Origin of the sequence: Paenibacillus sp. GYB006, from assembly GCF_036577645.1 — a bacterium.
In the GTDB taxonomy this organism is placed as follows: domain Bacteria; phylum Bacillota; class Bacilli; order Paenibacillales; family Paenibacillaceae; genus Paenibacillus.
Genome location: NZ_JARBDA010000004.1, coordinates 163,754 through 189,690 on the forward strand (window position 1 = coordinate 163,754; position 25,937 = coordinate 189,690).

A 25,937-nucleotide genomic window follows, 5' to 3' on the forward strand; every position below is an offset into this window, starting at 1 on the left:
AGATATCCCCGTATTTACACTTCGGGCTACAAAGAGAGCAGGAAACCACTATGAAAGATAAGCTTTTCTTAGAAATTAAAGAGTACTTAATATCTAAATATCAATGCCATACAGTTATCTTGTATGGGTCGTATGCTACTGAAAACTATAATGATGAAAGTGATGTTGACTTGGTTTGTTTTTATGATGGAGTAGAAAACAAGAATGATAATTCCTATATTCTTAATAAACAATTAGATACATGGATTTATAATACAGAGGAAGTGAATCACTCGGAGCAATTTTTGCATATTAGAAATGGAATTCTTTTAATAGATGAGAGAGGACTAGGAAGGAAATTATTAGGAGAAATTGAACAACTCTATATGAAAGGACCTGACCCCATAAGAACTGATGAAATCGAATTCTTAAAAAATTGGTTAGATAAAATGGTAAAACGCTCACTTAGAGGAGATTCTGAGGGGGATTATAGATTACATTGGTTGCTGAAGGACAGCCTTGAAATATATTTCAAGTTACAAAACATATGGTATTTTGGCCCTAAGAAATCAATTCAATGGTTACAAGAACACGACCAAAGAGCGTATACACTGTTTTCTAATGCATTACATAGAAACGCTAGCAACAAAGACATCGAAATCTTAATTGATTATATTATTAAGAACTAAATTCAGCGTATCTGTTATTAACATAACTGTTGAAGGGGAGAACTTAGGTGGAAGATTTGGTAATTGAACTCTACAATCCTGAAAGGGACAGAAATTTGATAAAAACTATGTTGTATGGAAATGAACAGTATGACGAAATTTTCAGAGCTAATGAAGGGGATTTTCAGGGGAATATACATGTTGCTCGTTACAAAGGTGTAACTGTAGGTTTTCTTTCATTCGGTCCTTTTAGAAGACAAACTGTGACGACGATCTTTATCAGGAATGAATGTAGAAGAATGGGTATAGGCAGTGAACTTATGAAGAGAGCGAATCAATTGCTTTCAAAAAATGAGGAAGTAGAGCGTTCCATTGGAGTAAGTATGGATGGTGATCGTTCTTCCCTGCAATTTATTTATAAGAATGGTTATTACATAAGTTATTCATCTTATATCATGGAACTAGAGGAAGAAATCCCCACCGAAAGTCAAGCTTTTATCAGACACTATGAAGAAGATGACTACATTACATGTCATAATATTAGCGAATTAGCTTTTTACAAAATGCATGAACATATAAATATGCTTCCGTCCTATTATTATCCTCCAAATGAAAGGGAGCGCCAGCGTTTTGCGGAAGACAGAACGAATAGATTCGTTATGTTGGTGGACGATGAAATTGTGGCAGTTGGGATCATTGACGGCAGTGAACTGAGTCATGTCTCCGTTCGTCCTGATCTTCAAGGGTGTGGATATGGTAGGGCTTTTGTATCCTTTCTTGTATACGAAATCAGGCGTCGCGGCGCAAAAAGCGTGAAGCTATGGGTGGTTAAAGGCAACCCTGCGAAAAAATTATATGAAAGTCTTGGTTTTAGAGAAAAATCATTAAACCATTGGGTAACAAAATATTATAGACCCGACACACGATTAAGTAGACCTCCTAGCCACTTGTTGAACTAGTATAGTGTAAATAATTGAATACGCGTAAGTATTCCAAAGAAGGTATTTTAAGTGGAGAGGAGATCAATGATGAGTTGTCTTGGATGCAAACTTGCAAATAATGTAATGGAAACAAATGTTGTCTATGAAGATGATCTAATTACATGTATTTTGGACATTGACCCATTGAATGAAGGACATACGCTGATTTTACCAAAGAGACATTATAAAGATCTCGAAGAGATCGATAAGGCAACTATTAGTTCAATCATGAACGCAGCAGTAATAATGTCTAAAGCTCTAAAAGAAATTTATCAACCAGATGGAATATCGACCATTCAAAATGGTGGGGAATTTAACGATTTAGATCATTATCACATGCATGTATTTCCAAGATACACGAATGATGGATTTGGATGGGTAGAACCAATAAATAAGTCTCAAACTCCATTGGAACAAGTAAAGGCAAGAATAGTTGATAAATTAAATAAAATTAGTAAGTAACTTAAGAAGTAACTCTTTCACATAATACTGTATCTACGCAGTGGTCTTTGTAATGGCAAATCGAAAGGAATATAAAAAATGAATCTTATCCGCATAGAACCAATTGGTAAGAATAACTGGGAAGAAGCTTATTCGATATCTTTACTCAAATCACAAGAGAAACTTGTACCTTCTGTTATCGAATCGTTAGCATGGGCTTATATAAAACCTTGGGATGAAGCGTTTGATCCATATATTTTGTACAAGGATGATAAAACGATTGGGTTTTTCTATCTTTCCTATACACCTAATAGTACGAATAATTACTGGATCGGCGGTTTTCAAATAGACAAGGAATATCAAGGGAGAGGATTAGGAACACAATCTCTTAAAAGAATAGTAGAAATCATTCAGGAAACGCATAGACAATGCGAAGAAATTTCTCTAACAATCGAAATAAGTAATAATCATGCCAGAAAGCTTTATGAGAAATTAGGATTTGTTAATCAAAATATAGAGAACCAAGATGGCGAGATTATATATAAACTAAAGTTAAAATAAACTATTAAGCATCTGACACCATGTTCTTGAACGACCTATACTTTAGAAAGTTAATGCAGTTAAATATTGCTTCAATAAAGATTTATGAAGCAGTAATCAATCGCAACATTGAAGATTTCGATGAATTTATAACTTGATATTGTGAATGCGAATATAAGTCAAAGGAGAAATAAATGAGATATTCAATCAGACCTATAACAGAGCAAGATGTTCCTTTTTTATGGGATATGTTGTATGAATCTTTATATGTTCCAAAAGGAAAAGAACCTTTTAATAGAAATGTGATTAAGGAACCTTTCCTATCTAAGTATGTGGAAGATTGGGGTAGAGAAGGAGATCTAGGATACATTGCAGTAAATGACGAAGGATTGTCTCTAGGATCGATCACTGCTCGATTTTTTAACGAAGATAATAAAGGGTTTGGATTTGCAGGTAGTGATGTACCAGAGCTTGGTATAGCTTTGAAAGAGGAATATAGAGGAATAGGAATTGGAAAAGCGCTGTTACAAATGTTGATTGACGGGCTAAAGGAGAAGGGAGTAAAGAAAGTATCATTAAGTGTAGCCCCTGATAATATGGCAGCAATGAAGTTATATCAGCGATTCGGGTTTAAAGAAGTTGGAATGGTGGATACATCAATTACTATGGTTTTAGAGCTATACAAAGAACGAAACAAATAACATATAAGGAGCATACAGATGATCGATATTCAAAGCGTAATTCCACATCGATATCCATTTTTAATGATAGATCAAATTTTAGAGATAGAGCAGAAAAAATGGGCTAAAGGATATAAGAATGTGACGGGGAATGAATGGTTTATTACTAAACCAAGTAATCGTATGCCAAGCATGATGATTGTGGAGGCATTAGCTCAATTAGGAGCATTTGCCTTAACCAGTAAAGAGAAAAATTTGGGTTTTCTTTCATCATTGAACGGTATAGAGTTCTTAGGTGATGCTTATCCAGGGGATAGAATTGAATTGTATTATGAAGTTGTAAAGAGTAGAAAAGGGTTTGTTTTGGGTAAAGGAGTGGCCACTGTTGGAGACCAAGTAATTATCAAGGCCAAAGAAATTATGATTTATATACAAGCGGATAGTAACATCTCATAACAATGTATTCATGCAATAGGTCTATGCCCCTGTGGTTGTTAGAACTATAATAATGAAAGCATTCTATATAATAATAAACGCCCCTACTTTGGATAAGAGTTATCTAAGGTGGGGCGTTCAAAGATTCAAGAACGTTATAATTAAACCGAGTTAAAACTTTTCTTCAAGTGAAAGGAAGCATTGAATGAACGGATTCAGAATTTATGGTGAGAATAACCAGCACCTGAGTATACAATTGAATAAAATTCATGATTTTCCGGATAGCATACGTTATTCAGGTGGCTATAATGCAGAAGGTACAATAATAAAGAGCGGAAGTTACTCTGCCTCCGGTTCCTTATGGATTTCCGCGGGAGAAATATTAATGTTTAGTAATCAACTCGAAGAAATTTATGATAATTGTTGTGGAGTAGCAAAACTAGGTAGTAGCGAAGTTGATTTTGAAATGAGTATTACAATAAAGAGTAGAGGAAGAGCAGTAGTTGAAGGTACATATAAAGAATACCCAACAATTGACAATGAATTAATATTCTACTTTGAATCAGATTAAAGTTATATATTAAAAGCTCTTGAAGAACTAAAAGTAATTATTGATTGTTATTCAGGAAAGGCATGAACATTATGAAAAATACAGTGTATGTAATCTCTGGACCAGCCGGGGTAGGTAAATCTACAACATCTCGAAGACTTGTGGAAGCATTGGCTAGAAGTGCATATATATCTGGAGATGCGATAAGTCATCTTCCAGTTAACGGCCGTGGGAAACCGTGGCTTGACAAAAGCACGCTAGATTTAACATGGAAAAATATATTAAATATAACTATGAATCTATTAGATTATGAATACGATGTTGTGATTGATTACGTATCATTCCCTAAAGAAGTAAAATGGCTTGCACAACAATTGAATAATAGAGAAGTCAAAATTGTATATGTTGTACTTTTAGTAGATAAAGAAACAATAATTCTTAGGGATCAGTTAAGACCAGAAGAAGAGCGAATGGGAGAGCGTAGTTTGATTCTTTTAGATGAGTTTGAGAATGATTCTGAATTAATGGATGTTAATAAGCTCTATACAGACGAATATAAAATAGAGCAATTATCTGAAATTATAGAAGGGATTTTACAGGATGATAAATATATCCTTAGATAATTTGAAAAAGTAGATGTAAACAAGTTTGATATATGGATACAAAAACTTAGCAACAGCTATATTACGGTAGCCGATCAAAACGATCGGTTGTTTTTTTTGAAGCCAATAGGCAGTTTGAAGTAATTGAAAGAGTGAATTATGTTATAATATTCCAAATGATGTAAAAGGTAATATTTCTGAGCGAAGGGAGATGAATTAATGGAACACGAAAAAGAAATTCAAGAGATTAAAGAGCGATTAAAAAGTGTCGAAAGTCAACTTAAACAAAAATCACGATTTTCTGGATTTTCAATCATTGTGCTAATCGGCATTATTTTTTTTGTGCTGTTTTTAATTGTAGTAGGCTTATATCAAATTGTATCTGGAGGCTAAACTTTACATTGATAAAGTTCTTGTTATATAAGGCTTGGAAAGTCGTCAATAGGCGGCTTTTTTGTTTGATATTCCCCATTTGTATCAATGATTGATAAGTAAGGAAGGTAAGGACGTGGGAAAAATGAACAAGTTGAAAAGAATAATTATTCCTTTAGTTATTGTTCTCATTATCTTAGTAGGGTTAACTATATTAGAATTTTTCGTTTTGCACTTGCTAGGTTTGCAGTATAAATCAGCTGGTGCTTTAATATTATTCTTTGTTCTGTATCTAATCCTTGAAATACCTCTCTCATTGATTACAGATGCACTGCCTAAAGCATGAAAATCTGTGGGTATTATTAAATCAAGCAAAGGATGGTTACCCCTAATTTTGGATACAGGGCTGCCATTTATTTTAATCCTATTACTTGATGCCTTCATCAGCGATATAACGATAACATGGCAAGGAGCTATTATATTCTCATTAATTACCGGACTCATTAGTAGGAAGATAAAAGAGAGTGAAAAAGAGCCGCCAGTCCTGGATAGTAGTATTGAAATCGAAAAAATGAGAAGTGAAATAGCTTCTAAGGAAAAATGAGCAACGAATTAGATCTTAATGTTAGATATAGAAATCTCTCCATCGCCCCCGGGTACTGAGGAAATAGCTAAGTAGATTACTAAAGGGCAAGAACAACTCGGGCTTCAAGCGGGAGGACGATTTGATTGGAGCATTTAAATTAAAATTAAATGATAAATAAACACTTATATTTTGATATTACCCGGTCATAGACAGCATTGGATTTCCTCCAATATGCCGTAATTGATTTGAGGATCTTGTTTTTTATGTAAAATTAGGCGTTCTTGTGATTCATTAAAGAGTTTGCCTACAGTCTGAAGCACCCTATACAAAGGGTGCTTTTGTTTTATGAATAAAGCCTTATTTTCTAGGGCTTTATTTTTTTGTTATTTAAATGAATTTAAATGTTACGGATGAGGATCAAATTTAAGTTGCTATAAGAAGAGAAATGGATTATTTGGCCGCATAAATACTCTGGTTAACATTACAGGCTATGACATGGTCATCTCGGTGTATTTAAATTTATTACCGGGTCATGAATATTTTTTCTTCGTTTTCTTATCAAAGCTATGTACATCACATTTATTTCCATGTAATAATAAACAACAAATTGACGTTATCTTAAATAACATTAGTAGAAGAAGGAGAGGGTTTTTAATCATGGGAAATGATAAAGATAACGAGAATTATAAAGATAAAAAGGTTATTACCATTGGAACGGTTTGTGATTTGACTGGTTTGTCTGCCAGAAAAATTCGTTACTACGAAGAACGAGGGTTGATATTTCCCGATAGATCAACAAAAGGAAATCGAAAATACTCATTTAAGGACATTGAGGTACTTATGGATATTGCCAATCATTTAGAAGATGGAGTCAGGACGTTCGACATCAAGCAAGAGCAGAAAAACAAAAACAATGTAAGATTATATAACACAATTACGGACAACAAGAGAGATTTTTTTTAATATAGTTTTAGCACTAGTTGTAAAGACATCACTATGTAATGACATTAATGCTGTACTAATGAAGTTGGGAACAATCACAACTATCCATTCACAGGGGGGATCTAAATGAGAAGCGTGGATTTACTTATTATCAATGCAAATGTTATCACGTTGGACGGTGCTAATCGGATTGCAGGGTCGGTGGCTATGAAAAATGGCAGAATCGTCGGAATTTGGAGCCAGCTGGACCCGCCTAGTAATGAGGTGAACATTACAGCACAGACCAAAGTCTTGAATGTGGAAGGTGCAACGGTAATTCCAGGATTTATTGAAACGCATAATCACATCTTGGCATGTGCCTACTTGAAGGGAAGCGTGGATTGCAGTAGTCCCAAAAACACTTGCATCCAGGATATCCTACATGAGATTGAAAAGAAAAGAGTTACCACACCTCCAGGAGAATGGATACAAGGTCATAGTTACGATGATACATCGTTAGCCGAAAAGCGCCATCCAACCCGGATGGATCTGGACCAGGTTGCTCCGCATCATCCCGTCTACATTACGCATATAAGCGGTCATCTTGCTGTAGCAAATTCCAAGGCGTTGGAACTCGCAGGCATTGATGACGAACAGTTTGGAGAAAATCCCCACTTTGGCAGAGATGGCTTAAACAGATTAAACGGGGTTCTTTATGAAGCTCCAGCGATGACCGCTATTCAAGCGGTACTTCCAGTAATGGATAAAGATACTTTTCTCCAACGATTGGGGGAAGTATCTCAAGATTATGTTGCGCAAGGCATTACAACCAACACGGATGCCGGAGTATGGGATGAAGACAGTTTAAACATCATGCTTGAAGCTGCAAAAAGCGGGATTATCCCTATGCGTTCACAGCTTATGTTGATGCACTCTATGTTAACGGGGCAAGGCATATTTTCAAATTACACAGCAAGCGAATTAGATCAGAAAATTCAGCAACTATCCAATGGCAGAGCGCGCCTGGACAGTGCGAAATTGTTTCAGGATGGTTCGATTCAAGGATTAACTGGCGCTTTGCGAGAGCCCTATTACTGTAATGATGATACATGTGGCGAACTATTTTATGAACAGAATGCTTTAAACGAGGAAATTGCCAGTTTGCATAAACGTGGGTTTCGAATTGCCATCCACGGCAATGGAGATCGGGCGATTGGCTCGATTCTAGAAGGTTTTAAATATGCACTGAATGAATCCCCTCGATTGGACCACCGTCACCGGATCGAGCATGTGCAGATGGCGACAAGAGAGGACTTAAACAAAATGGCGGAGTTGAACGTTGCAGGTTCATTTTTTATCAATCATGTCTATTATTGGGGAAAGCGTCATGAACAAATGTTTTTAGGTCCGGAACGAGCGAAGAGGATCAGTCCTTTGAGAGATGCAGTAGATCGAAATCTTTTGATCACCCTTCATTCGGATTGTCCTGTGACGCCGGTTTCTCCCTTATTTTTAATCTGGGCTGCTGTGAACCGTCAAACAAGAGAAGGTGATGTATTGGGGCCCGAGCAAAAAATCGATGTGATCACCGCTTTAAGAGCAATGACAATAGACGGTGCAATATTGAATTTTCAGGCGCAAACTTCCGGAAGTATTGAATTTGGTAAGTTTGCTGATGTCGTGGTATTGGATAAAGATCTTACGGATGTCAATCCACTAGAGATTAAAGACATTAAGGTTCTATACACGATCATTGATGGAGAAATAAAATATGAGAATATGAATGTGGAAGTTTGGAAGTAACAATGTAAATGAAACAGCTAATAGAAGGAGGAATTGCGGTTGAACAGAGCTGGGGCGTTGAAACATACGAGAAAGATCATCTTTCTGCTATTTATCGGGAATTTATTTTCTGCATTTGACCGTTTTGTTATAAACTTCGGAGTTGTCCAAATTTCTGAAGAATTCCAGCTGAGCGCTTCAGCCAGCGGCCTTATATTGAGCATCTTCTTCTTAGGGTATGCGATAATGCAGATCCCTGGTGGTTGGCTTTCAGACCGATTTGGCGAAAAAATCGTCCTTTTTATTTCAATTGTTGGTTTTTCTATATTTACAGGTCTAACTGCCATAGCCTGGTCTTTCTCCTCACTACTTGTCATCCGTTTTCTTTTTGGTTTGGCAGAAGGAAGCTTCTTCCCGGCAGGTTCCAAGTTGATCTCTACTAGTATCGAAGAGAATAAACGTTCACGGGCTATGTCGGTATTTTTATCCGCGCTAACCGTGGCCGGTGTGATTGCGCCTATCCTTACGACGACGATGTTAGTGCAATTTGGATGGCGAACTATGTTTTTAATTATCGGGATGATCGGTCTCTTTATTGCCGTATTATATTGGGTTTTCTTGAAACCAAACATCTTGAAACAACGAGTTGAGAACAATAACTTTATCACCAGACAAGGGGAACTTCCAGCTAAGGGGAATATCAAAGTTTTATTACGAACGCACATGATTTGGAGCCTGATGATTGCTTCTTTTGGTTATGGCTTTATCAGTTGGGGTATATCTTCGTGGATGCCAACTTATTTGGTTAATGAACGTGGTATCAGTTTGTCTTCACTGGGAATTTTGCAAATGATACCGGCAGTTTCAGGTATCATCTTCTTCCTGATCGCCGGAGCTGTTATGGATAAAGTGAAAAGTGGACAGGAAAAGTGGTTCGGTGCTTTTAGCGGAATTGCTCTCGCCATTACCGTTTATTTAATGTTCCACGCTTCGTCCATTACAGGAGTTATCATTTTCCAATCTCTTATTCCCGTATTTTCTGCCTTCTTATCCGTCATTATCTATAGTCTTCCCATTAAACGTTTACCTGAAGAGACAAGTGGTTCGGCTGTTGGGTTAGTTAATCTAGGTGCACAAATCGCAGGATTTGCAGCACCTGTAGGAATGGGACTTATCATTGATTTCTTTAACGGATCATATAACGGCGTCGTCTGGTTATTAAGTGCATTTGGTATCCTTATTTTCTTAGCTTTCCTGAGTCTACAATCCAGTAAGAAACGATTGATAATTCCAGAACTAGCGAGAGGAGTGAGTGATAGATGATCGATAACAAAAGTAAACTCCCTTATTATACACAATTAAAAGAATGGATCTTGCAGCAGGTTGATAATGAAATACTAAAAAAAGGGGAGAAAATCCCCTCGGAAATGGATTTGGCTCAGCAACATGGCATTAGTCGGCCTACGGTGCGTCAAGCTATTGGAGAACTCGTACAGGAAGGGTATTTAATTAAAAAGAGAGGTTTGGGAACGTTCGTTTCTTCGCCAATCATCACAGGGAATGCGAATGTGTTTACGACATTTGCTGAAGGAATGAGAGCAAGTGGTTTAGCGGATCAAGCAAAATTAATAGATGGCCGGATTATTCAGGCATCAGACAAACTGGCTGAGGATCTTTCGATATCTTCAGGAAGTGATGTTTTCAAAATCGTTCGCCTTCGACTGGCCAATGATGAACCACTTGCCATTCGAACCTCTTTCATTCCATGTAAGCTATATCCAGAATTGTTAGAAGAAGATCTAGAAGGTGTTCCTCTATATGATTTATTTCAGCGAAAAGGCCATACCGCCATGGGTTCATCCCAATCCTTTCAGGCTGTTGGAGCATTAACGGATGAGGCTGAGCTTTTACAAGTGGATACAGGAACTCCAATGATTCTGTGGAATGGTGTAGCATATAACGAGAAAAATATCCCAATAGAGAAGTATAAAGCCCTGTATTTAGGTTCAAGGTTTCGATTTACGATTGAGCAAGTAAAGAAAAATCAGGTTGGATCGATGCATGAGGAATTGATGCCCATCGGACCTATACATTTTTAGATAAAACAGTGAGGAGTGACTCTACTCTTCACTGTTTTATTTTCCAATGAAAAAAGTGTGTCAGATAATCTGACGTAATTAAACAAAAGTTATTCTACATGTTTTATGATTGCTTCATGAAGTAGTTGTAAATACATCCTTACAAGTAGGAGAGATGACATGACGAGTACATTCACTCAACAGGAAAAACTGGTTTCGATTAATCCATCAACCAAACAAGTGTTAGCTGAATTTCCAATGATGAGCAAGTTAGAAATTGAGGAATCCATATCGAGAGCCTCAGCAGCACAAAAAAGTTGGAGTAAAGTACCTGCACCCGTGCGAGGAGAGCTTTTACTAAAAATAGCTCAACTGATGGAAGAACGAGCAGAAGAGTGGGGCCGATTGGTAACCACAGAAGTGGGCAAATGCTTGCGGGATGGCGTAGCCGAAATCCATCGAAGCGTTTCATTTCTCCGCTTCTTTGCTGGAGAGGGCTATCGCATGACGGGCGAGACCATCCCTTCCAGGCAATCTGGTGTTTTCGCTTACACTAAACAACAACCCCTGGGGACCGTGGGAGTCATTACACCTTGGAATGTCCCACTGGCCATTCCGATTTGGAAAATCGCTCCGGCATTGGTTGCAGGCAATAGTATTGTATGGAAACCTGCCCCGCAATCTCTACTGATATCACAAAAATTAATGTCCTTATTGCAAGAAGCAGGTTTGCCGAAAAATGTAGTCACCATGCTGATTGCAGATGGCCCCTTAGTCAGTGAAGTGTTTGCAGCTCATGAGCAGATCAAAGCGGTTACGTTTACAGGCTCGACGAAGACAGGACAAACGATTCACCAGGTATTGGCGTCCCGAGGCATCCGGTTTCAAGCGGAGATGGGCGGTAAGAATCCGTTTATCATAATGCCCGATGCTGATATTGAACAGGCTTGTCAGGATATCGTGTCCGGTGGTTTGTTGGATGCGGGACAGCGCTGTACTGCAACCAGTCGTATTTTTGTCCATGACTCCATTTATGATACATTCCGAGATCACATGGTTGCCACGTTGAACAAGATCACCCTGGGCCTGCCGACAGATGAAACAGCGATGATTGGCCCGGTGGTGGATCAACGTCAATATGATACCATTCGCTCGTATATTGAAATAGCCAAGTCAGAAGGAGCGTCCCTGATATACGGTGATAATGAGCCTGAAGAAGAGTGGGCACAAAGTGGTTTTTTCATCAAGCCCAAGCTGTTTGAGCATGTGACACAACAGATGACGATTGCGAGTGAAGAGATTTTCGGGCCGATATTAGCGCTGATTCAATTCTCCGATTTTGAAGAATGCCTGAAGCAGTCTAATGCCACTCAATACGGTTTGTCGTCGACAATATACACAAAAGACATTGCTGCTGCCATGAAGTATGCAGAGGAGATTGAATCTGGGCTCGTGCATATCAATATGCCATCGACTTATAGTGAACCGCACATGCCTTTCGGTGGCATTAAAGCAACAGGCATTGGAGGATTCCGTGAACAAGGAAGTCATGCCATCAAGTTCTTTACAGAATGGAAAACCGTATATGTCCGTACTTGATTTGAAGGAACGCTTAAGGAGCTGAGAAGGAATGGGCGTTGGTTTAGCAGGGATTCTCATTCTTTTCGCGGTACTTAGCGGTCTTGCGAAAGTAGGCTTTGGGTTTGGATCCGGCATGATTTTGAATCCGATTCTTACCCTGTTCGTTTCCTCTGCTACAGCGACGACGCTATTAGCTCCTATACTCTGGTTTAGTAATTTCACGGGAGCAAGAGTACACCGCACATCAATTCAGTGGAAGCTGATTGCTAGAATGCTGCCGATGGCAATCGTAGGTACCATCTTCGGAAGTGTGATACTTGCCTATGTAGATGATCATATTCTAAAACCGGCCATTGGTATCAGCGCAATCTTCATGGGAGTTATGCTCATTGCAATCCGTAAAAAGAAAGATACCTTAACTTACGGGGAGCCTGCCAATAAAAGAAAGAATAAAGGTGTTCTTTATCAGCTAGGAGCTTTTGCATCCGGGTTTGTTGGGGCAACAGCGAACTCGGGTGGTTTACCCTTAATCGTATTATTTCTACATGTTTCATCTTTTTCCAAAAAACAGTTTACTGCAAATATCGCGATGCTGCTGGCTGTTACGGACTCCATTAAAATCATATCTTATTTACTTCTCGGAACGCTGCCGATTCAAAATCTGTTGCTTGTCCTGTTATTTATTCCGTTTATTTATGCAGGCGGGTTTGTAGGGAAACGACTAAATGAAAAAATTTCCGAAAAATCATTTTTGATCGTCGTTCATTCCATAATTTTTATCACAGGCATTTTATTATTATATTAAATACAAATCAGATCGGGAGTGTGTGAGACATGATTATAGGTGTACCTAAAGAAATCAAAAATAACGAAAACCGAGTAGCGATAACCCCAGCAGGTGTTTTGTCATTTGTTAATGCTGGACACGAGGTATTGATCGAGGATGGCGCTGGCCTGGGTAGTGGGATTAGCAATGACGCATATATTCAGGCGGGAGCAACAATTGTTTCTACAGCAGAGGAAGCCTGGTCTGCAAAGATGGTCATGAAGGTGAAAGAGCCTCAGCATGAGGAATTCATTTACTTCCGAGAAGATTTGATTTTATTTACTTATTTGCATCTCGCAGCGGAACCAGAATTGACTCATGAGCTCATGAAGAAAAAAGTGACGGCTATCGCTTATGAAACAATTCAGCTAGATAATGGATCTTTGCCACTCTTAACACCAATGAGTGAAGTCGCTGGAAGAATGTCCGTTCAAGTTGGCGTTCATTTCCTGGAGAAGTTCCAAGGTGGAAAAGGCGTGCTGATTAGCGGCGTTCCCGGAGTAAAACCAGCCAGTGTGGTCATCATTGGCGGCGGTGTTGTAGGAACGAATGCAGCGAAGATGGCGGTTGGGCTTGGCGCTAACGTAACGATTCTTGATGTCAATCCAGATCGTCTCAGACAGCTTGACGATCTGTTCGAAGGGCGTGTGCAAACCGTCATTTCAGATCGTTTTCACATTGCCGAGGAAGTAAAGAAAGCCGATCTGCTTATAGGTGCTGTACTGATTCCAGGCGCCAGAGCCCCTCAACTCGTAACGGAAAGCATGATTAAGGAGATGGAACCCGGCTCTGTCGTCGTCGATGTTGCCATTGATCAGGGAGGTTCTATTGAAACCGTTGACCATACAACAACCCACGATCAACCAACCTATGTAAAACATGGAGTCATTCATTATTCTGTTGCCAACATGCCGGGAGCTGTCGCAAGAACAGCCACATACGCTTTAACAAATGCAACAAGCCAATATGGAATTTTTATTGCAAACCATGGATTTGAACAATCCGTATCAAACAATCCAGCGATAGCCAAAGGGGTTAACACGTATAAGGGTGAGGTTACATTCAAAGCTATAGCACAAGCTATGAATTTGCCATTCACACCACTTGAAACGTTAATCACGAAGGAAGTCATTACAGTATCTTAATTTATCTCGTGGGAGGAAATGACTTGAAAACAAAAGAAGAGACACGTACTCTGATTGAGAAAGATCAACAACATTTATGGCATGCGCTTTACAAAGACCTAGAAGGATCGAGTCCAATGATTGCGGCATCCGGCGAAGGTTCCTGGTTTAACGATATGGATGGCAATCGCTATTTTGATGGTGTCTCAGGATTATGGTGCTTAAATTTGGGACACGGACGCAAGGAAATTGCGGATGCTGCAGCAGCGCAAATGATGAAATTATCGTATTCTCCTCTAACGATAAGTCACGAACCCGCGATCGAGCTGGCATCTAAGATCAGTGATTTATTGGGTGGGGGAGATTATAAAACCTTTTTCTCCAATAGTGGATCGGAAGCGAATGAAACAGCGTTCAAAATCGCACGCCAATACCATGCGCAAAACGGTAACCCGGGGAAATATAAATTCATTTCCAGATATCGGGCATATCATGGCAATACCTTAGGCGCGTTAAGTGCAACTGCTCAGGCCAATCGTCGTCATCGTTACGACCCTCCCGCACCTGGCTTCCTGCATGTACAGCCACCTTATCGCTATCGATCTCCGTTCGGAGATACACCAGAAGCGGATATCATTGCTGCAAACATGCTGGAGGAAATGATTGTGTGGGAAGGTGCAGATAGCGTGGCAGGGGTCATCATGGAGCCGTTCATTTCTGGCGGTGGGGTCATTATTCCGTCTGATGGTTACTTACAACGTGTAGCTGAAATTTGCGAGAAATACGATGTACTGCTCATCATGGACGAGGTGGTCTCGGGATATGGACGCACAGGCAAAATGTTTGGCTTCATGCATTACGACGGCGTGCAACCGGACATCGTTACGATGGCGAAGGGACTAACAAGCGGCTATCTACCACTCGGGGCAACGGCAGTGAAAGCGGAAATCTACGAGAGTTTCAAAGGCACTGGTCATAACAATCAGTTTAGGCACGTTTCCACTTATGGTGGACATCCGGCTTCCTGTGCAGTAGCGCTCAAAAATATAGAAATTATCGAACGGGAAAATATTGTAGCTAAGGTTAAATACCAGAGTGAGGTAATCTTGAGTAAATTGCATGAACTTGTTGCTCATGCCCATGTGGGTGAAGTTCGCGGGGTAGGCTTCCTGTATGGTATCGAACTTGTAGAAGACAAGGAAACAAAAGTTCCGGTCTCAGATGCTTTTGTCAGTTCAATCATCACGGCTTGCAAACAAAAAGGGGTGATTATCGGTAGAAATGGAGACACCATTCCTGGCTTCAGTAACGTCCTAATCATTGCTCCACCACTCTCCTCAACAGAAAGTGATTTGGCATTTTTGGTGAATACGGTGAAAGAGGCGTTTGAGATTTATTAATTTATAGTTATTTTTCAATGAAGCAGTATCTCAGTATGCTGGTCTACAATTCGAAGCTCTAGAATTCTCAACCTTGCTTTCTACTCCATCCTTTTTGTTTTCCATATGATTATGCTTAAAAATGTAATAAGAAATATACAGGCTAAAGCTAAATATAGGAATGAAAAGTCCCTGTTTATAAAGTAACGAAATAAAAGCCCGCCTCCGAATATTACAATACCCACAACACTAACATGCATTAAATTATCGATTTTTTTCAATCTTTTACACTCTCCCATATTTATTTGTTCAATTTATCCATTTATCTTATAAGATACTTTAAAATAGAAAGGTCGGATACCTTAGAAATTAAGGAATTCGACTTTTTTGTTTGGATTTTTTGTAGGCCACACAGATTTTTTTATAGAGAAAATCCACAATACACTATTAATTTTTATTCAACATATGAAAAATTCACATTAGTATTATCCGAACCTAGAAATCTTCTCACATATTCAAAATTTTGCGAGTATCTTGATATGTATAAAATACGATTTTGACAAAACCAAATATTGTAAAAATACTGAAATGTAGTAAAATACTTATCAATACCTAGAGACACAAACGTTTCAGCTCCCAAGATACGAGCGTTTCTAACACAACTATTTACTTCGATGATCATCATCTAGTAGCTGCAGTGTAAATACTATAAAACGAAAGAAGGATAACTGTATGCTTACAATTAGATTTGTCTCAAATGATGATATCCCACATATTCAAGCGATCGCACGTGAAACATGGATTTTTACTTATGGAGACATTTACCCAATGGAATATATTCATCATTTTCTAAGTAAAGCTTATTCTTATGGGAATTTAAGTCGATCGGTAGAGAGAGATCTTCAAAGTGCGAAACGGAATTTTTTAATAGCTGAATTTAATAATGAAGTCGTTGGGTATGCTCAAACAAGACAAGTGAATGAAGAAGATTATGAACTACTAAGAATCTATATACGACCTGGATATCATAAACAAGGAATAGGAAATGAATTCATTCAAGAATTTGTTCAGGTTTTAAAGCCGATTAAAAAAATGTTTGCTTGGGTAGCGAAAGACAATCATATAGGAAGAGCATTTTATGAGAAAAGAGGATTTAAAGAAGTCGAAGAAAAGGTGGAAACAATAGATGGAAACAGTAAAATACAAATTAAATATGAATTGGAGATTACAAATTAATAGTATGCAAATAGTTCAACACACGGCGGATAGTAGTTGATATGGAAAACTATTCAGTAAATCAAATTAATCCTAATAAGCTGGAGGAATTTATGATTCCTAGAGTTAAGATCATATAAGAAAAGGAAGAAGTGAACAACATAAACGTGATTACTAGAGGCGGTACACAGTGCACATCTTGAGTCTTTGAAGATCCCAGAAGACGATCGAATACAAACTCTATATGAGCATGACGAATTAACTTTTGAATTTCCACCATATAAGTGCAAAGAGGAATACGACAAGGGAGGGTTTGTTAAAATGCTAGAATTACATCTTGATAACTTTAGAGTTGTAGAATCTTTCTTTATTAATAAGAAGAGCTGTGTCCCAGCATTGTCAGTTATCCATGGAAACTATCCTGGTAGAATATTTGTTGATAACGAACAAAAACCTAATGTGGCAATCGTATGGGCAATTGGTAGATGGATGTATTTAGAGGGTTATTTGGTATCGAATAAAAACAAACTAGATATGAGTAGTTTTCTACAGAATATAGTAGTGCCTGATTGTAGAGAAAATAATACAAATTGGTTTGAGATTTATACTTCCGATGATGACCCATGGGATCATCTATTTTTAGAGGAAACGAAATTCTTAAAAGGGATTAAGCATTTTGAATCCGTGTATACGTTAAATTTAAATGAATTTAATAAGGTCAAAAAATCAATTACTTCAATAGAAGATGGAATAGAAATAAACATCAAGGATTTTAATATTTTACCTGAATCTTTCCGTCATTCTCCGTACATTAGTGATGAGTTAAAAACCAAAAAAAGTCTAGGCGTAGAATTAAAAAAAGACAATCAAGTAATTACAATCTGTAAAAGTAATGGCTTTATATTAGGGAATGAATATTTTATTGATGTCGATACGTTTGTAAAAGAGGAGCGGGGAAAAGGAAGAGCAACCATTGCCGCAATTAAATTAATTGATTTTTTACTTAAAAGCGATATGTACCCCTTATGGGAGACGACGCATGAAAATATTCCATCGCATAAACTAGCTTTAAAGCTAGGATTTGAAGCAGTTGAACACTATCCTGTCTATGCATTTATAATTGAACCTTAAAAAAGATCCTACAATGTGATATTTCGAAGGAGGACATCTTATAACATTACTTTCCTATGACTTTACATTCACTCGAATGGATAGCAAAGACATCAACGCGAACATATTTACACATTTACACTAGCAGAAATCACTTAAAGGAGGCCTTTCCTCGTGGTTGAAAATTCTGTATTAAATCAGATCCTTGATGGATTAGGTTACACTTCTTACACTTCATCAGAGATCCGTTTAATTGGTGGATATTTCGGTAATGTGTATGAAATTGATGTTGAAGTTCCCCTCGTTATTAAGATCTTTAATAGAGAGCTGGATAGCGAAGAAGATGTTTTATCAGAGATTGAATGGACTCAGTTTTTGAGTGAACATGGTCTTAGTGTAATTGAACCTATATTAGTAAAAGGCCTTTACATAAACAATTTGTCTGAAAAAATGTTTTTCGTTGCTTATAAAAGGGCAAGGGGAAAACACATTGATATAAATAATAAAGAAGTATGGAATAGTAAATTATTTAACCTGTGGGGACAGGGAATGGGAACGATGCATTCTCTATCAAAGCTTTATAAAGGAAAGAGACCTGAATGGCACAAGCAAGAAATTTACCAAGTGAATTTGAAGGATCTAGATCCTAAGATTAATGATCTATGGGACAACTATCTTGCTGAATTAAAAACGATGAGTACTTCTAAGGATATCTATGGAATCATACATGGCGACCTTCACCAACAAAATTTGCTATATGATAATGGGGAGGTAACATTTATTGATTGTGGAGATAGTGAATGTGGATGGTTTGCTTATGACATAGCAATCTCCATATATCATGCTTCACAATCTATTGAAGAAAAAGAAAATAGATGTAAGTTTGCAACTTCATTTTGTCAATCATTTATGGATGGATATGCAAAGGCAAATCCTACTAGTGAAATAATCAATAATATAGACTTTTTTATTAATTTTAGACATCTGTACTCATATGTCTATCACAATCAATATCTAGATAAAACGAATGTAACCAAGAAACAGTTAGATTATTTAGATGAAATGAAAAAGTCGTTAATTAATCAGACTTCATATTTTGAAAAATCGTTAATATCGTAGGCAGCAAAACGAGATTTAGAAGTCATTGAATTCTGATAACAATGATATTACCTTTTAGGTTTGTCCTTGTTTTATTGAAATTGCTACAAATAAAGTAATATTACAAAAGCAATAAAATTAGAGACAACCTTCAGCGGATTAATTCATGTACCAAAAGGGTTATTTCTATACTAATAGGAATTGCGATAAAAGAAGGATTATACCTTATTTCAATAACGATGGAGCACTATTTTCCTGATATAGTGAACAATCAAGCAGTTCATGGAAAAAAATACACAATTCATGATTTTTGTTTTTTTATCGTTATTAGCGGATCGTCTACTATTTACAACTCATATATTTATGAAATATCAGACGTAGTGCTTATGTCTCTTTCCCCGAGATATAGGCACTTTTTTTATGCAATGTCACTTTTATAATACAAACTAACACAGCTATTACTGAAAATGTTTTTGTAAATGATTATGCAACTCCTGCTGTTCCTGTCTGGATGAATCAAAATTTAAGCGAGTTCTGTAAAATATCAAATTCAAGAGAATGAGGACTATAGCTTCGCCAAGGGTAAATCTAATCCATGAAATGTAGAAGGTATTCCAGCTTTATCTCTAAAGAAATTTTACGAAGCCAATAAAAAAAGTGGAGGATACATGCATTTTATATTTTATAAAAAATAAGTTTTAGTGAAAGACTCTTCAAATTTTGAAGGGTCTATTTTATTTATAAATATCTCTTTGATGTGAAGTTATAAAATAACTACTTATTACAAACAGGTATGTAAATATTTAACTTACTTTTTTAAATTAAATATATAATAATCAGAATGTAACAAGTCAATAAAGTATGGGGGATTTTTATGAGGAACATTGTATCAATTTTTAGGAAGAGTAATTTTTATGTGTTAATTGTGTGTGCTGTCTTTCTATTTATTATCAGCGGTTGTGGATCAACAACACCATCAGCAGATAATAGCGAATCTATTTCACAGACAACTGATACACCAACAAGCATTGACGAGAATAGTGAGCAAGTTAAAGATGATGATAAGAAAAAAGAAGAGACAGTTAACAATAAGGAACCGAGTTCTTCTTTAACAACATTAACAGAGAAAGATACTACAACGAAGAAGGAAACAACAAAAACGGAGACGACTACGACTACAGAAGCCGTTAAACCTACTTTAACTACTCCTAATGGTAAGCTAACGGTTCACTATATAGATGTTGGACAAGGGGCATCACAACTTATTCAAACACCTAGCGGCAAAACAATGCTTATCGATGGAGGCAATAACGATGATGAACAGCGTATGGTTAGCTACTTAAATAAACAGGGAGTAAAAAAAGTAGATGTTCTAATTGGAACACATCCAGATGCCGATCATATTGGGGGATTAGATGCAGTAGTAGATTCTTTTGATATTGGAAAAATTTATATGCCAAGGGTATCTTCTAACACGAAAACATATGAATCTTTACTGACTTCGATCAAAAATAAGAACCTAAAAGTTACAACGGCGAAAGCAGGAATAAACATTGATTTGGATAATCAGCTTGATATTAAAATGATTGCTCCTGTTAAAACTTATGATGATAAAAATGAAATGAGCGCAGTTGTTAAACTTACCTATGGAAATAACTCCTTTTTATTCACAGGAGACGCTGAGTCAGGCAGCGAAAGTGATATGATAAATAGCGGTGCAAACCTAAAATCAGATGTCTTGCTTATTGGTCACCACGGTTCGAACTCATCGACTAGCCAAACGTTCCTAAATGCTGTTGATCCTACGTATGCTGTCATTCAAGTGGGTAATAATAGTTATGGTCATCCTACAGATAATATCTTAAAGAGACTTAATAGTGAAAATATAAAAATATATCGGAATGATCTGCAAGGAACCATTATTTTTACGTCTGATGGGACGAACATTAAACCATCAGTAAGTGCATGGAAATATACAGCAACAACTAATAAAGAAGAAACTTCTAGTGAAAGTACAAGTACTACAATAACTAAAAAGGAACCTGCAGCATCATCAGACACGAAGAATGAAACAAAAACAGAATCGAATACAAGTGTTTACTATAAAAATTGTGATGCAGTAAGAGCGGCTGGTAAAGATCCGTTATACAAAGGTGACCCAGGATATAGTACAAAGCTTGATAGGGATAAAGATGGTATAGCTTGTGAGAGATAGATAGGAGGTTTTTACATGAAAGGTATCGTTGATCGGTTTGAAGGTGATTACGCGGTAATTGAGATAGATGGACAGACACATGATGTTTCTAAGTCAATTGTTGATGCTTCTGTAAAAGTGGGGGATGTAGTTACTTTGGTAGAAGGAGTATGGAAACCTAACCATACGGAAACAAAGCAACGAGAGAAGCAAATTAAGATGCTTATGGACGATGTTTGGGAAGATTAAACAGATATCAATTACAAATACTAACCCGATTTCATTTAGAAGTCGGGTTATTTGCTTTCAATGTTATCTGTAAAGAAATTATGTTTTAAATAAGATTTTAAGAAAACCAAATATTGTCAAAACGTCAAACTGTAGTAAAATATTTATAAGTACCTAGAGACATGATGTGCCAGTTTACGACTCGAGTCATTATCTATGCGATCTGATTAGAAGAGGACACGCTGGAGAATGATTGATTAGAGCAGAAAACAAAACCTAATTCGGACGAAGTTATTGATTTAGAAAAGTATATGAGTATGACATCGTCTAACTTGATCTTCCCGATTCGGACCTCTGGGTTGTCCGATGTAGAAATAAAACAATAATTGGGGGTCGAAATTATGGTAGCACTAACGGATAACAAGTTTTCACCTTTAATTTCATATACAGAAGAAGCAAAAGCAAGGTTTGGGGCTTCAGCAGCATCAGTTGTGATTGTCCAGGACAACAAAATTATAACTGAGTGGTATACTGGAAAACATCATTTTAAAAATGGAGCTCTCGTAGTAACAACGGATTCTATGTTTAACTTGTATTCCCTAAGGAAGACGTACGTCGGACTTGCTACAGCAATAGCTGTCGTAGAAAGTAAATTGTCTATTGACAGCAAAGTTTCTGACATTCTCATAAACATGACTGAATACGAGTTGGGTAACATCACAATAAGAGATTTAGCAACAAAATCAGGTGCTAAATATTTTGGATCGAATCGCATTGAACGCGAGAAAGTAGCGTGCGACCTAATAAAAGAACTTACAGGATCTAATATTGCAGAACTAATTACAGAACGAATATGTAAACCAGCAGAGTTAACAAATACGGAATGGGTTTCGATACCTAAAGAAAAATTAGTTTGTGATTTTCAAGCTGCAGACGGCTATGCATCCGTTAGAATTGAGTCAAATGAAGGTCATGAAAGAAATCTGTATTCTAGTGCGAGAGACCTGGCACGGTGGGGGAATTTGCATCTAAATAAAGGCTTTATAAATTCAAGTCGATTAGTACCTGCCACCGTATTTACACTCATTGAACAATTGCGAATCGATACTGGAGATAAGAACCGGATTTTTGGATGGTACTATCAAGATCAGTGTTATTATGCATCAGGTGCAGCAGGTTGTCACTGTGTAATTGTGCCAGAGTTTAATGCGGTAGCAGTTCGAATGTTAAATAAATATACAGAAAACTACACTGAAGATCAGAATTCTTTTAATAAAATCTTCTATAATTGCCTTCAAGCATAAACTAGGTTATTTAGAAACAATCAGAGCCCATTTAGGAAGGTAATATATAAAATATTCGACGGAACGAGAAATAAAAGTCTAATATATTTATATATTACCTTTGCATAGAATCTTTGTCATAGTAACATATGTTTACTGATTCATATAACAATGAATAAACGGTATTAACTATACTTTATTGAAACCCTTTTCAAAACCTCGAGAAAGATGTGAAAACAATGAGCAAAGAAACATCGTCAAGCAGAGCCTTAGTCATTGTGCTTCATGAGATTTATGGAGTTAACGATCATATCAATTTTTTTAGTGAGATATTAATAAATGAAGGTTTTGATGTACTCGTTCCAAACCTAATTCATAGGGATTCATTTTCTTATGATCATGAGGATATTGCTTATCAATATTTTATGAACGAGATTGGATTCGAGAAATCATTAAGAGAAGTAGAGGAAATAATAAAAATAAATAAAGCGGAGTATGATCAGGTATTTATCATTGGATTTAGTATTGGAGCAACAATCGCTTGGATGTGTAGTGAATATGATATTAACGGAATAATCGGATATTACGGATCCAGAATTCGAGATCATAAAGAGATAGAGCCTAGATGTCCTGCCTTATTGTTCTTTCCAGCTAGAGAGAGATCATTTAATGTAAAGAATTTAGAAATGGATCTGAAGAAAAAGAAGAATACGCTGATAAAGATCATTGAAGCTGAGCATGGGTTTATGAATCCATTCTACAGAACTTATGATTCCAATGAATGTAAGAATTGTGTTGAAATTAGTTTAGAATTTCTTAAGGCAAATGTAATTAGATAAAGGGAATCTATTAAGAAAGTAAATCTAGTAAGAGTATACATATAACGAAATCATAAATATCATTGGAGAAATTAAGAAGTCAGTATATAGATTGTTTAATTGTATTGGAGACTACAAATAAAAATTTTCCTGAAGATGGAGTGATGCTGTACATGGAATGTTTGGGATGTAGGATCGCTAATAACATTGAACCTAATTTGAATATTGTTTATGAAAACCAACTTATTACTTGTGTGCTTGATATTACGAAACACGATTAAGCTTAACCAAAGAAAAGATACTGAAGACATTAAGTGAGGAAGGATAAAATTCTATTCCTTTAAAAGACAATCAATGTAGAAGTAAAGGAAAGTAGACAGAAGGAAGGTATCATCATTATTAACTTAGGTGAATTTGAAAAAGCGATAAAGAAAAATAAAATTGAAAGTTGTATTGTCTACAAAGATAACTCCATATTATTTGAATATTATAGAAATCGAAAAATGAAAGATAAACAACACAAAGTAAATTCAATTACAAAGAGTGTTATGTCTGCTTTGTTTGGAATAGCAATTCAACAGGGTTATATCGAGAATGAAAACGTCCCAATATCGAATTACTTCCCAAACATTGATGATACAAAAAAAAGAATTACAATTAAACATCTGTTAACGATGTCCTCGGGGCTCAGGTGGCCTGGAAATGAAGCTATGATTCCAACAAAGAATTGGGTGAAGTTCATTCTTGAACAACCTGTTGAATCAGAGCCTGGAACGAAAATGAAATATAGCTGCGGAAATTCCCATCTACTTAGCGCTATATTACAGAAGGCAACCCAAATGAACACTGTGGATTTTGCAAATAGAAACTTGTTTTTACCTTTAGGTATTTACGGCTTTAATTGGTATGAAGATGCTCAAGGGATTGCAAAAGGCGGATTTGGTTTGACGATGAAGATCGAAGATATGTTGAAATTCGGGGTCTTGTATATGCAAAATGGAAAATGGAATTCGGAACAATTGATTCCTACTGAATGGATAGAAAAATCAATAACGCATAATTCTATTGCAGAATCATTGTACGGATATCATTGGTGGACAATGAACAGTAAGGAAGTCGATGGTGAAGAAGACAAAACGTTCTATGCTATGGGTATGGGAGGGCAATATATATTTGTTAATCAAAAAAAACGATTAGTTACCATATTTATAAGTAACTTATCTGATCATACCTCAAACCCATTACAATATTTTGAAAATTAAATTTTGAATAAATAAGAGATTGATAAGTAAGTCAAAGAAGGCATGACCATTATATAACTCTAGAATGGATAGTTTTAGTTTATAACCTTTTAATTAAGGAGTTGTTGTATTGTCATATATAGATAAACTAGTTTCTCAAGTTTTATTGGTTGTTAAAACTTTTGGATTAGATGAAATTACACCTGTAATTTTAAGTAATGGAGGCAATCTGATTATTCATTTGGCTCCCTATCCTATTGTTGCCCGATTAGCCAATGTCATTACACAGGAAGATTCAGTTATCGCATACAAGAGACTAAATCGGGAATTACAAATAGCACGACACCTTCAAAGCAAGAACGTTCCCGTGTTACTACCTACTGATCTTATTGATGCAGGACCCCACATTGTTGATAACACATGGATGACGCTTTGGAACTATGTACCTCCTATAGAGTTACAACGACCATCACCGAGTGAAAGCGTTGAACTCGTAAGTAACCTTTCCATAGCAATGAAGGAATTTTCTGAAGAACTTCCCGTGCTTGGTGTTTGGGAACGGACTAGTCGATCGGCTGCGAGATTGATGAAGAACTCGGACCCACGTATACAATCCTTACTTGAAATGTTTCATGAAGTAGATAAAAAGATGCGATTAGAAACAAGTGTTTTAATACCATCCCATGGAGATGCCCACGCTCGAAATTTAGTTCCAAGTACGGAAGGCTGGATTTGGACGGACTTTGAGGATGTATCATTGATGCCCGCTTACTGGGACCTAGCATCATTCGTTGGTAATCTCGCCTTGTTTAATGGATTTAAAGATCCGACTTTTAGTTACATCTTGAGCAATAAAGAGGTCATCGTAGATCCAAAAGCGTTTAGTTTTGCCCTGACCGCCCGCATATTGATGTCTACACTCGGTAATTTAGATTACGCTTATGAAGGTTATGGTGACTTGGAATTTGCTACTCAACAACTAGAGCTCGCGGGTGATTTTATTAGACAATTAAACCAAGTTACTTAAATTTTTATGAAAAATGGAACGATTGAAAATACGCTCCAGTAATTAAATCTCCAAAAAGTTTTACTTTAATCCCAATTTCGAAAAACCATTGATAGTATTTTTAATTTTTTGTAATCATTATTATTGCCATCGACCATATTGTCAAACTAAAACTAAGAGAAATAAATATTCTCCTTGCTTGTGGCTGTTTTCCATCAAG

General features: G+C 36.8%; 28 protein-coding genes. All 28 read left to right on the forward strand.

Features of this window, described 5'->3' with window-relative positions:
* The first annotated feature begins 50 nt into the window (after positions 1-50).
* Positions 51-668: a nucleotidyltransferase domain-containing protein gene (locus tag PV403_RS11920; protein ID WP_332084762.1), complete on the forward strand. Its 618-nt coding sequence runs from the start codon at positions 51-53 to the stop codon at positions 666-668.
* Positions 669-715: 47 nt separating this feature from the next.
* Complete coding sequence (locus PV403_RS11925; protein WP_332084763.1) at positions 716-1,606, forward strand: GNAT family N-acetyltransferase; 891 nt, start codon at positions 716-718, stop codon at positions 1,604-1,606.
* A gap of 51 nt (positions 1,607-1,657) precedes the next feature.
* A complete protein-coding gene (locus tag PV403_RS11930; RefSeq protein WP_332084764.1) occupies positions 1,658-2,089 on the forward strand; it encodes an HIT family protein in 432 nt (143 codons plus the stop codon).
* Positions 2,090-2,167: 78 nt separating this feature from the next.
* Complete coding sequence (locus PV403_RS11935) at positions 2,168-2,629, forward strand: GNAT family N-acetyltransferase (protein ID WP_332084765.1); 462 nt, start codon at positions 2,168-2,170, stop codon at positions 2,627-2,629.
* Positions 2,630-2,802: 173 nt separating this feature from the next.
* Positions 2,803-3,309, forward strand: coding sequence for a GNAT family N-acetyltransferase (locus PV403_RS11940; protein WP_332084766.1), 507 nt, complete (start codon positions 2,803-2,805; stop codon positions 3,307-3,309).
* A gap of 21 nt (positions 3,310-3,330) precedes the next feature.
* Positions 3,331-3,744, forward strand: coding sequence for a 3-hydroxyacyl-ACP dehydratase FabZ family protein (locus PV403_RS11945; RefSeq protein ID WP_332084994.1), 414 nt, complete (start codon positions 3,331-3,333; stop codon positions 3,742-3,744).
* 184 nt (positions 3,745-3,928) lie between these two features.
* Positions 3,929-4,294 carry a WapI family immunity protein gene (locus tag PV403_RS11950; protein ID WP_332084767.1) on the forward strand — a complete coding sequence of 122 codons (366 nt, stop codon included), beginning with the start codon at positions 3,929-3,931 and terminating at the stop codon, positions 4,292-4,294.
* Between the two features lie 71 nt (positions 4,295-4,365).
* Positions 4,366-4,896: an AAA family ATPase gene (locus PV403_RS11955; protein WP_332084769.1), complete on the forward strand. Its 531-nt coding sequence runs from the start codon at positions 4,366-4,368 to the stop codon at positions 4,894-4,896.
* A gap of 198 nt (positions 4,897-5,094) precedes the next feature.
* Positions 5,095-5,268: a hypothetical protein gene (locus tag PV403_RS11960; RefSeq protein WP_332084770.1), complete on the forward strand. Its 174-nt coding sequence runs from the start codon at positions 5,095-5,097 to the stop codon at positions 5,266-5,268.
* Positions 5,269-5,392: 124 nt separating this feature from the next.
* Positions 5,393-5,593: a YrvL family regulatory protein gene (locus tag PV403_RS11965; protein ID WP_332084995.1), complete on the forward strand. Its 201-nt coding sequence runs from the start codon at positions 5,393-5,395 to the stop codon at positions 5,591-5,593.
* 48 nt (positions 5,594-5,641) lie between these two features.
* Complete coding sequence (locus PV403_RS11970) at positions 5,642-5,851, forward strand: hypothetical protein (protein WP_332084771.1); 210 nt, start codon at positions 5,642-5,644, stop codon at positions 5,849-5,851.
* Between the two features lie 639 nt (positions 5,852-6,490).
* Positions 6,491-6,796 carry a MerR family transcriptional regulator gene (locus tag PV403_RS11975; protein ID WP_332084772.1) on the forward strand — a complete coding sequence of 102 codons (306 nt, stop codon included), beginning with the start codon at positions 6,491-6,493 and terminating at the stop codon, positions 6,794-6,796.
* A 105-nt stretch (positions 6,797-6,901) separates the two neighbouring features.
* On the forward strand, positions 6,902-8,557 hold the full coding sequence (locus PV403_RS11980; protein ID WP_332084773.1) for an amidohydrolase: 1,656 nt from the start codon (positions 6,902-6,904) through the stop codon (positions 8,555-8,557).
* Between the two features lie 39 nt (positions 8,558-8,596).
* On the forward strand, positions 8,597-9,859 hold the full coding sequence (locus tag PV403_RS11985) for an MFS transporter (protein WP_332084774.1): 1,263 nt from the start codon (positions 8,597-8,599) through the stop codon (positions 9,857-9,859).
* Positions 9,856-10,635, forward strand: a complete 780-nt coding sequence (locus PV403_RS11990; RefSeq protein ID WP_332084775.1) for a GntR family transcriptional regulator — start codon at positions 9,856-9,858, stop codon at positions 10,633-10,635. The genes PV403_RS11985 and PV403_RS11990 overlap by 4 nt, the downstream gene beginning before the upstream one ends.
* A gap of 159 nt (positions 10,636-10,794) precedes the next feature.
* Positions 10,795-12,213 (forward strand): aldehyde dehydrogenase family protein, encoded by a 1,419-nt coding sequence (locus PV403_RS11995; protein WP_332084776.1) that lies wholly within the window; start codon positions 10,795-10,797, stop codon positions 12,211-12,213.
* A 31-nt stretch (positions 12,214-12,244) separates the two neighbouring features.
* On the forward strand, positions 12,245-13,000 hold the full coding sequence (locus PV403_RS12000; protein ID WP_332084777.1) for a sulfite exporter TauE/SafE family protein: 756 nt from the start codon (positions 12,245-12,247) through the stop codon (positions 12,998-13,000).
* A gap of 29 nt (positions 13,001-13,029) precedes the next feature.
* Positions 13,030-14,166, forward strand: coding sequence for an alanine dehydrogenase (ald, locus tag PV403_RS12005; RefSeq protein ID WP_332084778.1), 1,137 nt, complete (start codon positions 13,030-13,032; stop codon positions 14,164-14,166).
* Positions 14,167-14,189: 23 nt separating this feature from the next.
* Positions 14,190-15,545 (forward strand): aminotransferase, encoded by a 1,356-nt coding sequence (locus PV403_RS12010; protein WP_332084779.1) that lies wholly within the window; start codon positions 14,190-14,192, stop codon positions 15,543-15,545.
* A 711-nt stretch (positions 15,546-16,256) separates the two neighbouring features.
* A complete protein-coding gene (locus PV403_RS12015; RefSeq protein WP_332084780.1) occupies positions 16,257-16,760 on the forward strand; it encodes a GNAT family N-acetyltransferase in 504 nt (167 codons plus the stop codon).
* Positions 16,761-17,060: 300 nt separating this feature from the next.
* The gene (locus tag PV403_RS12020) at positions 17,061-17,870 is read left to right on the forward strand and encodes a GNAT family N-acetyltransferase (protein ID WP_332084781.1); all 810 of its coding nucleotides are present in this window, start codon (positions 17,061-17,063) and stop codon (positions 17,868-17,870) included.
* 153 nt (positions 17,871-18,023) lie between these two features.
* Positions 18,024-18,968: a phosphotransferase enzyme family protein gene (locus tag PV403_RS12025; protein ID WP_332084783.1), complete on the forward strand. Its 945-nt coding sequence runs from the start codon at positions 18,024-18,026 to the stop codon at positions 18,966-18,968.
* Positions 18,969-19,821: 853 nt separating this feature from the next.
* Positions 19,822-21,162, forward strand: coding sequence for an MBL fold metallo-hydrolase (locus tag PV403_RS12030; RefSeq protein ID WP_332084784.1), 1,341 nt, complete (start codon positions 19,822-19,824; stop codon positions 21,160-21,162).
* Positions 21,163-21,177: 15 nt separating this feature from the next.
* A complete protein-coding gene (locus tag PV403_RS12035) occupies positions 21,178-21,390 on the forward strand; it encodes a DUF3006 domain-containing protein (protein WP_332084785.1) in 213 nt (70 codons plus the stop codon).
* 380 nt (positions 21,391-21,770) lie between these two features.
* Positions 21,771-22,673, forward strand: coding sequence for a serine hydrolase domain-containing protein (locus PV403_RS12040; RefSeq protein ID WP_332084786.1), 903 nt, complete (start codon positions 21,771-21,773; stop codon positions 22,671-22,673).
* A gap of 218 nt (positions 22,674-22,891) precedes the next feature.
* Positions 22,892-23,491, forward strand: coding sequence for a dienelactone hydrolase family protein (locus PV403_RS12045; RefSeq protein WP_332084788.1), 600 nt, complete (start codon positions 22,892-22,894; stop codon positions 23,489-23,491).
* A 431-nt stretch (positions 23,492-23,922) separates the two neighbouring features.
* Positions 23,923-24,732 carry a serine hydrolase domain-containing protein gene (locus PV403_RS12050; protein WP_332084996.1) on the forward strand — a complete coding sequence of 270 codons (810 nt, stop codon included), beginning with the start codon at positions 23,923-23,925 and terminating at the stop codon, positions 24,730-24,732.
* Between the two features lie 109 nt (positions 24,733-24,841).
* Positions 24,842-25,738: a phosphotransferase gene (locus PV403_RS12055; RefSeq protein WP_332084789.1), complete on the forward strand. Its 897-nt coding sequence runs from the start codon at positions 24,842-24,844 to the stop codon at positions 25,736-25,738.
* Positions 25,739-25,937: the final 199 nt, after the last annotated feature.

Bases quoted from the DNA above. Each gene is read 5' to 3' on its own strand.
- PV403_RS12020 (WP_332084781.1), top strand. From the start codon at position 17,061: ATGCTAGAATTACATCTTGATAACTTTAGAGTTGTAGAATCTTTCTTT.
- PV403_RS11955 (WP_332084769.1), top strand. From the start codon at position 4,366: ATGAAAAATACAGTGTATGTAATCTCTGGACCAGCCGGGGTAGGTAAA.
- PV403_RS12030 (WP_332084784.1), top strand. From the start codon at position 19,822: ATGAGGAACATTGTATCAATTTTTAGGAAGAGTAATTTTTATGTGTTA.
- PV403_RS12035 (WP_332084785.1), top strand. From the start codon at position 21,178: ATGAAAGGTATCGTTGATCGGTTTGAAGGTGATTACGCGGTAATTGAG.
- PV403_RS11990 (WP_332084775.1), top strand. From the start codon at position 9,856: ATGATCGATAACAAAAGTAAACTCCCTTATTATACACAATTAAAAGAA.
- PV403_RS11940 (WP_332084766.1), top strand. From the start codon at position 2,803: ATGAGATATTCAATCAGACCTATAACAGAGCAAGATGTTCCTTTTTTA.
- PV403_RS12040 (WP_332084786.1), top strand. From the start codon at position 21,771: ATGGTAGCACTAACGGATAACAAGTTTTCACCTTTAATTTCATATACA.
- PV403_RS11975 (WP_332084772.1), top strand. From the start codon at position 6,491: ATGGGAAATGATAAAGATAACGAGAATTATAAAGATAAAAAGGTTATT.
- PV403_RS12045 (WP_332084788.1), top strand. From the start codon at position 22,892: ATGAGCAAAGAAACATCGTCAAGCAGAGCCTTAGTCATTGTGCTTCAT.
- PV403_RS11920 (WP_332084762.1), top strand. From the start codon at position 51: ATGAAAGATAAGCTTTTCTTAGAAATTAAAGAGTACTTAATATCTAAA.
- PV403_RS11935 (WP_332084765.1), top strand. From the start codon at position 2,168: ATGAATCTTATCCGCATAGAACCAATTGGTAAGAATAACTGGGAAGAA.
- PV403_RS11960 (WP_332084770.1), top strand. From the start codon at position 5,095: ATGGAACACGAAAAAGAAATTCAAGAGATTAAAGAGCGATTAAAAAGT.
- PV403_RS11995 (WP_332084776.1), top strand. From the start codon at position 10,795: ATGACGAGTACATTCACTCAACAGGAAAAACTGGTTTCGATTAATCCA.
- ald (WP_332084778.1), top strand. From the start codon at position 13,030: ATGATTATAGGTGTACCTAAAGAAATCAAAAATAACGAAAACCGAGTA.
- PV403_RS12015 (WP_332084780.1), top strand. From the start codon at position 16,257: ATGCTTACAATTAGATTTGTCTCAAATGATGATATCCCACATATTCAA.
- PV403_RS11950 (WP_332084767.1), top strand. From the start codon at position 3,929: ATGAACGGATTCAGAATTTATGGTGAGAATAACCAGCACCTGAGTATA.
- PV403_RS11980 (WP_332084773.1), top strand. From the start codon at position 6,902: ATGAGAAGCGTGGATTTACTTATTATCAATGCAAATGTTATCACGTTG.
- PV403_RS12000 (WP_332084777.1), top strand. From the start codon at position 12,245: ATGGGCGTTGGTTTAGCAGGGATTCTCATTCTTTTCGCGGTACTTAGC.
- PV403_RS11965 (WP_332084995.1), top strand. From the start codon at position 5,393: ATGAACAAGTTGAAAAGAATAATTATTCCTTTAGTTATTGTTCTCATT.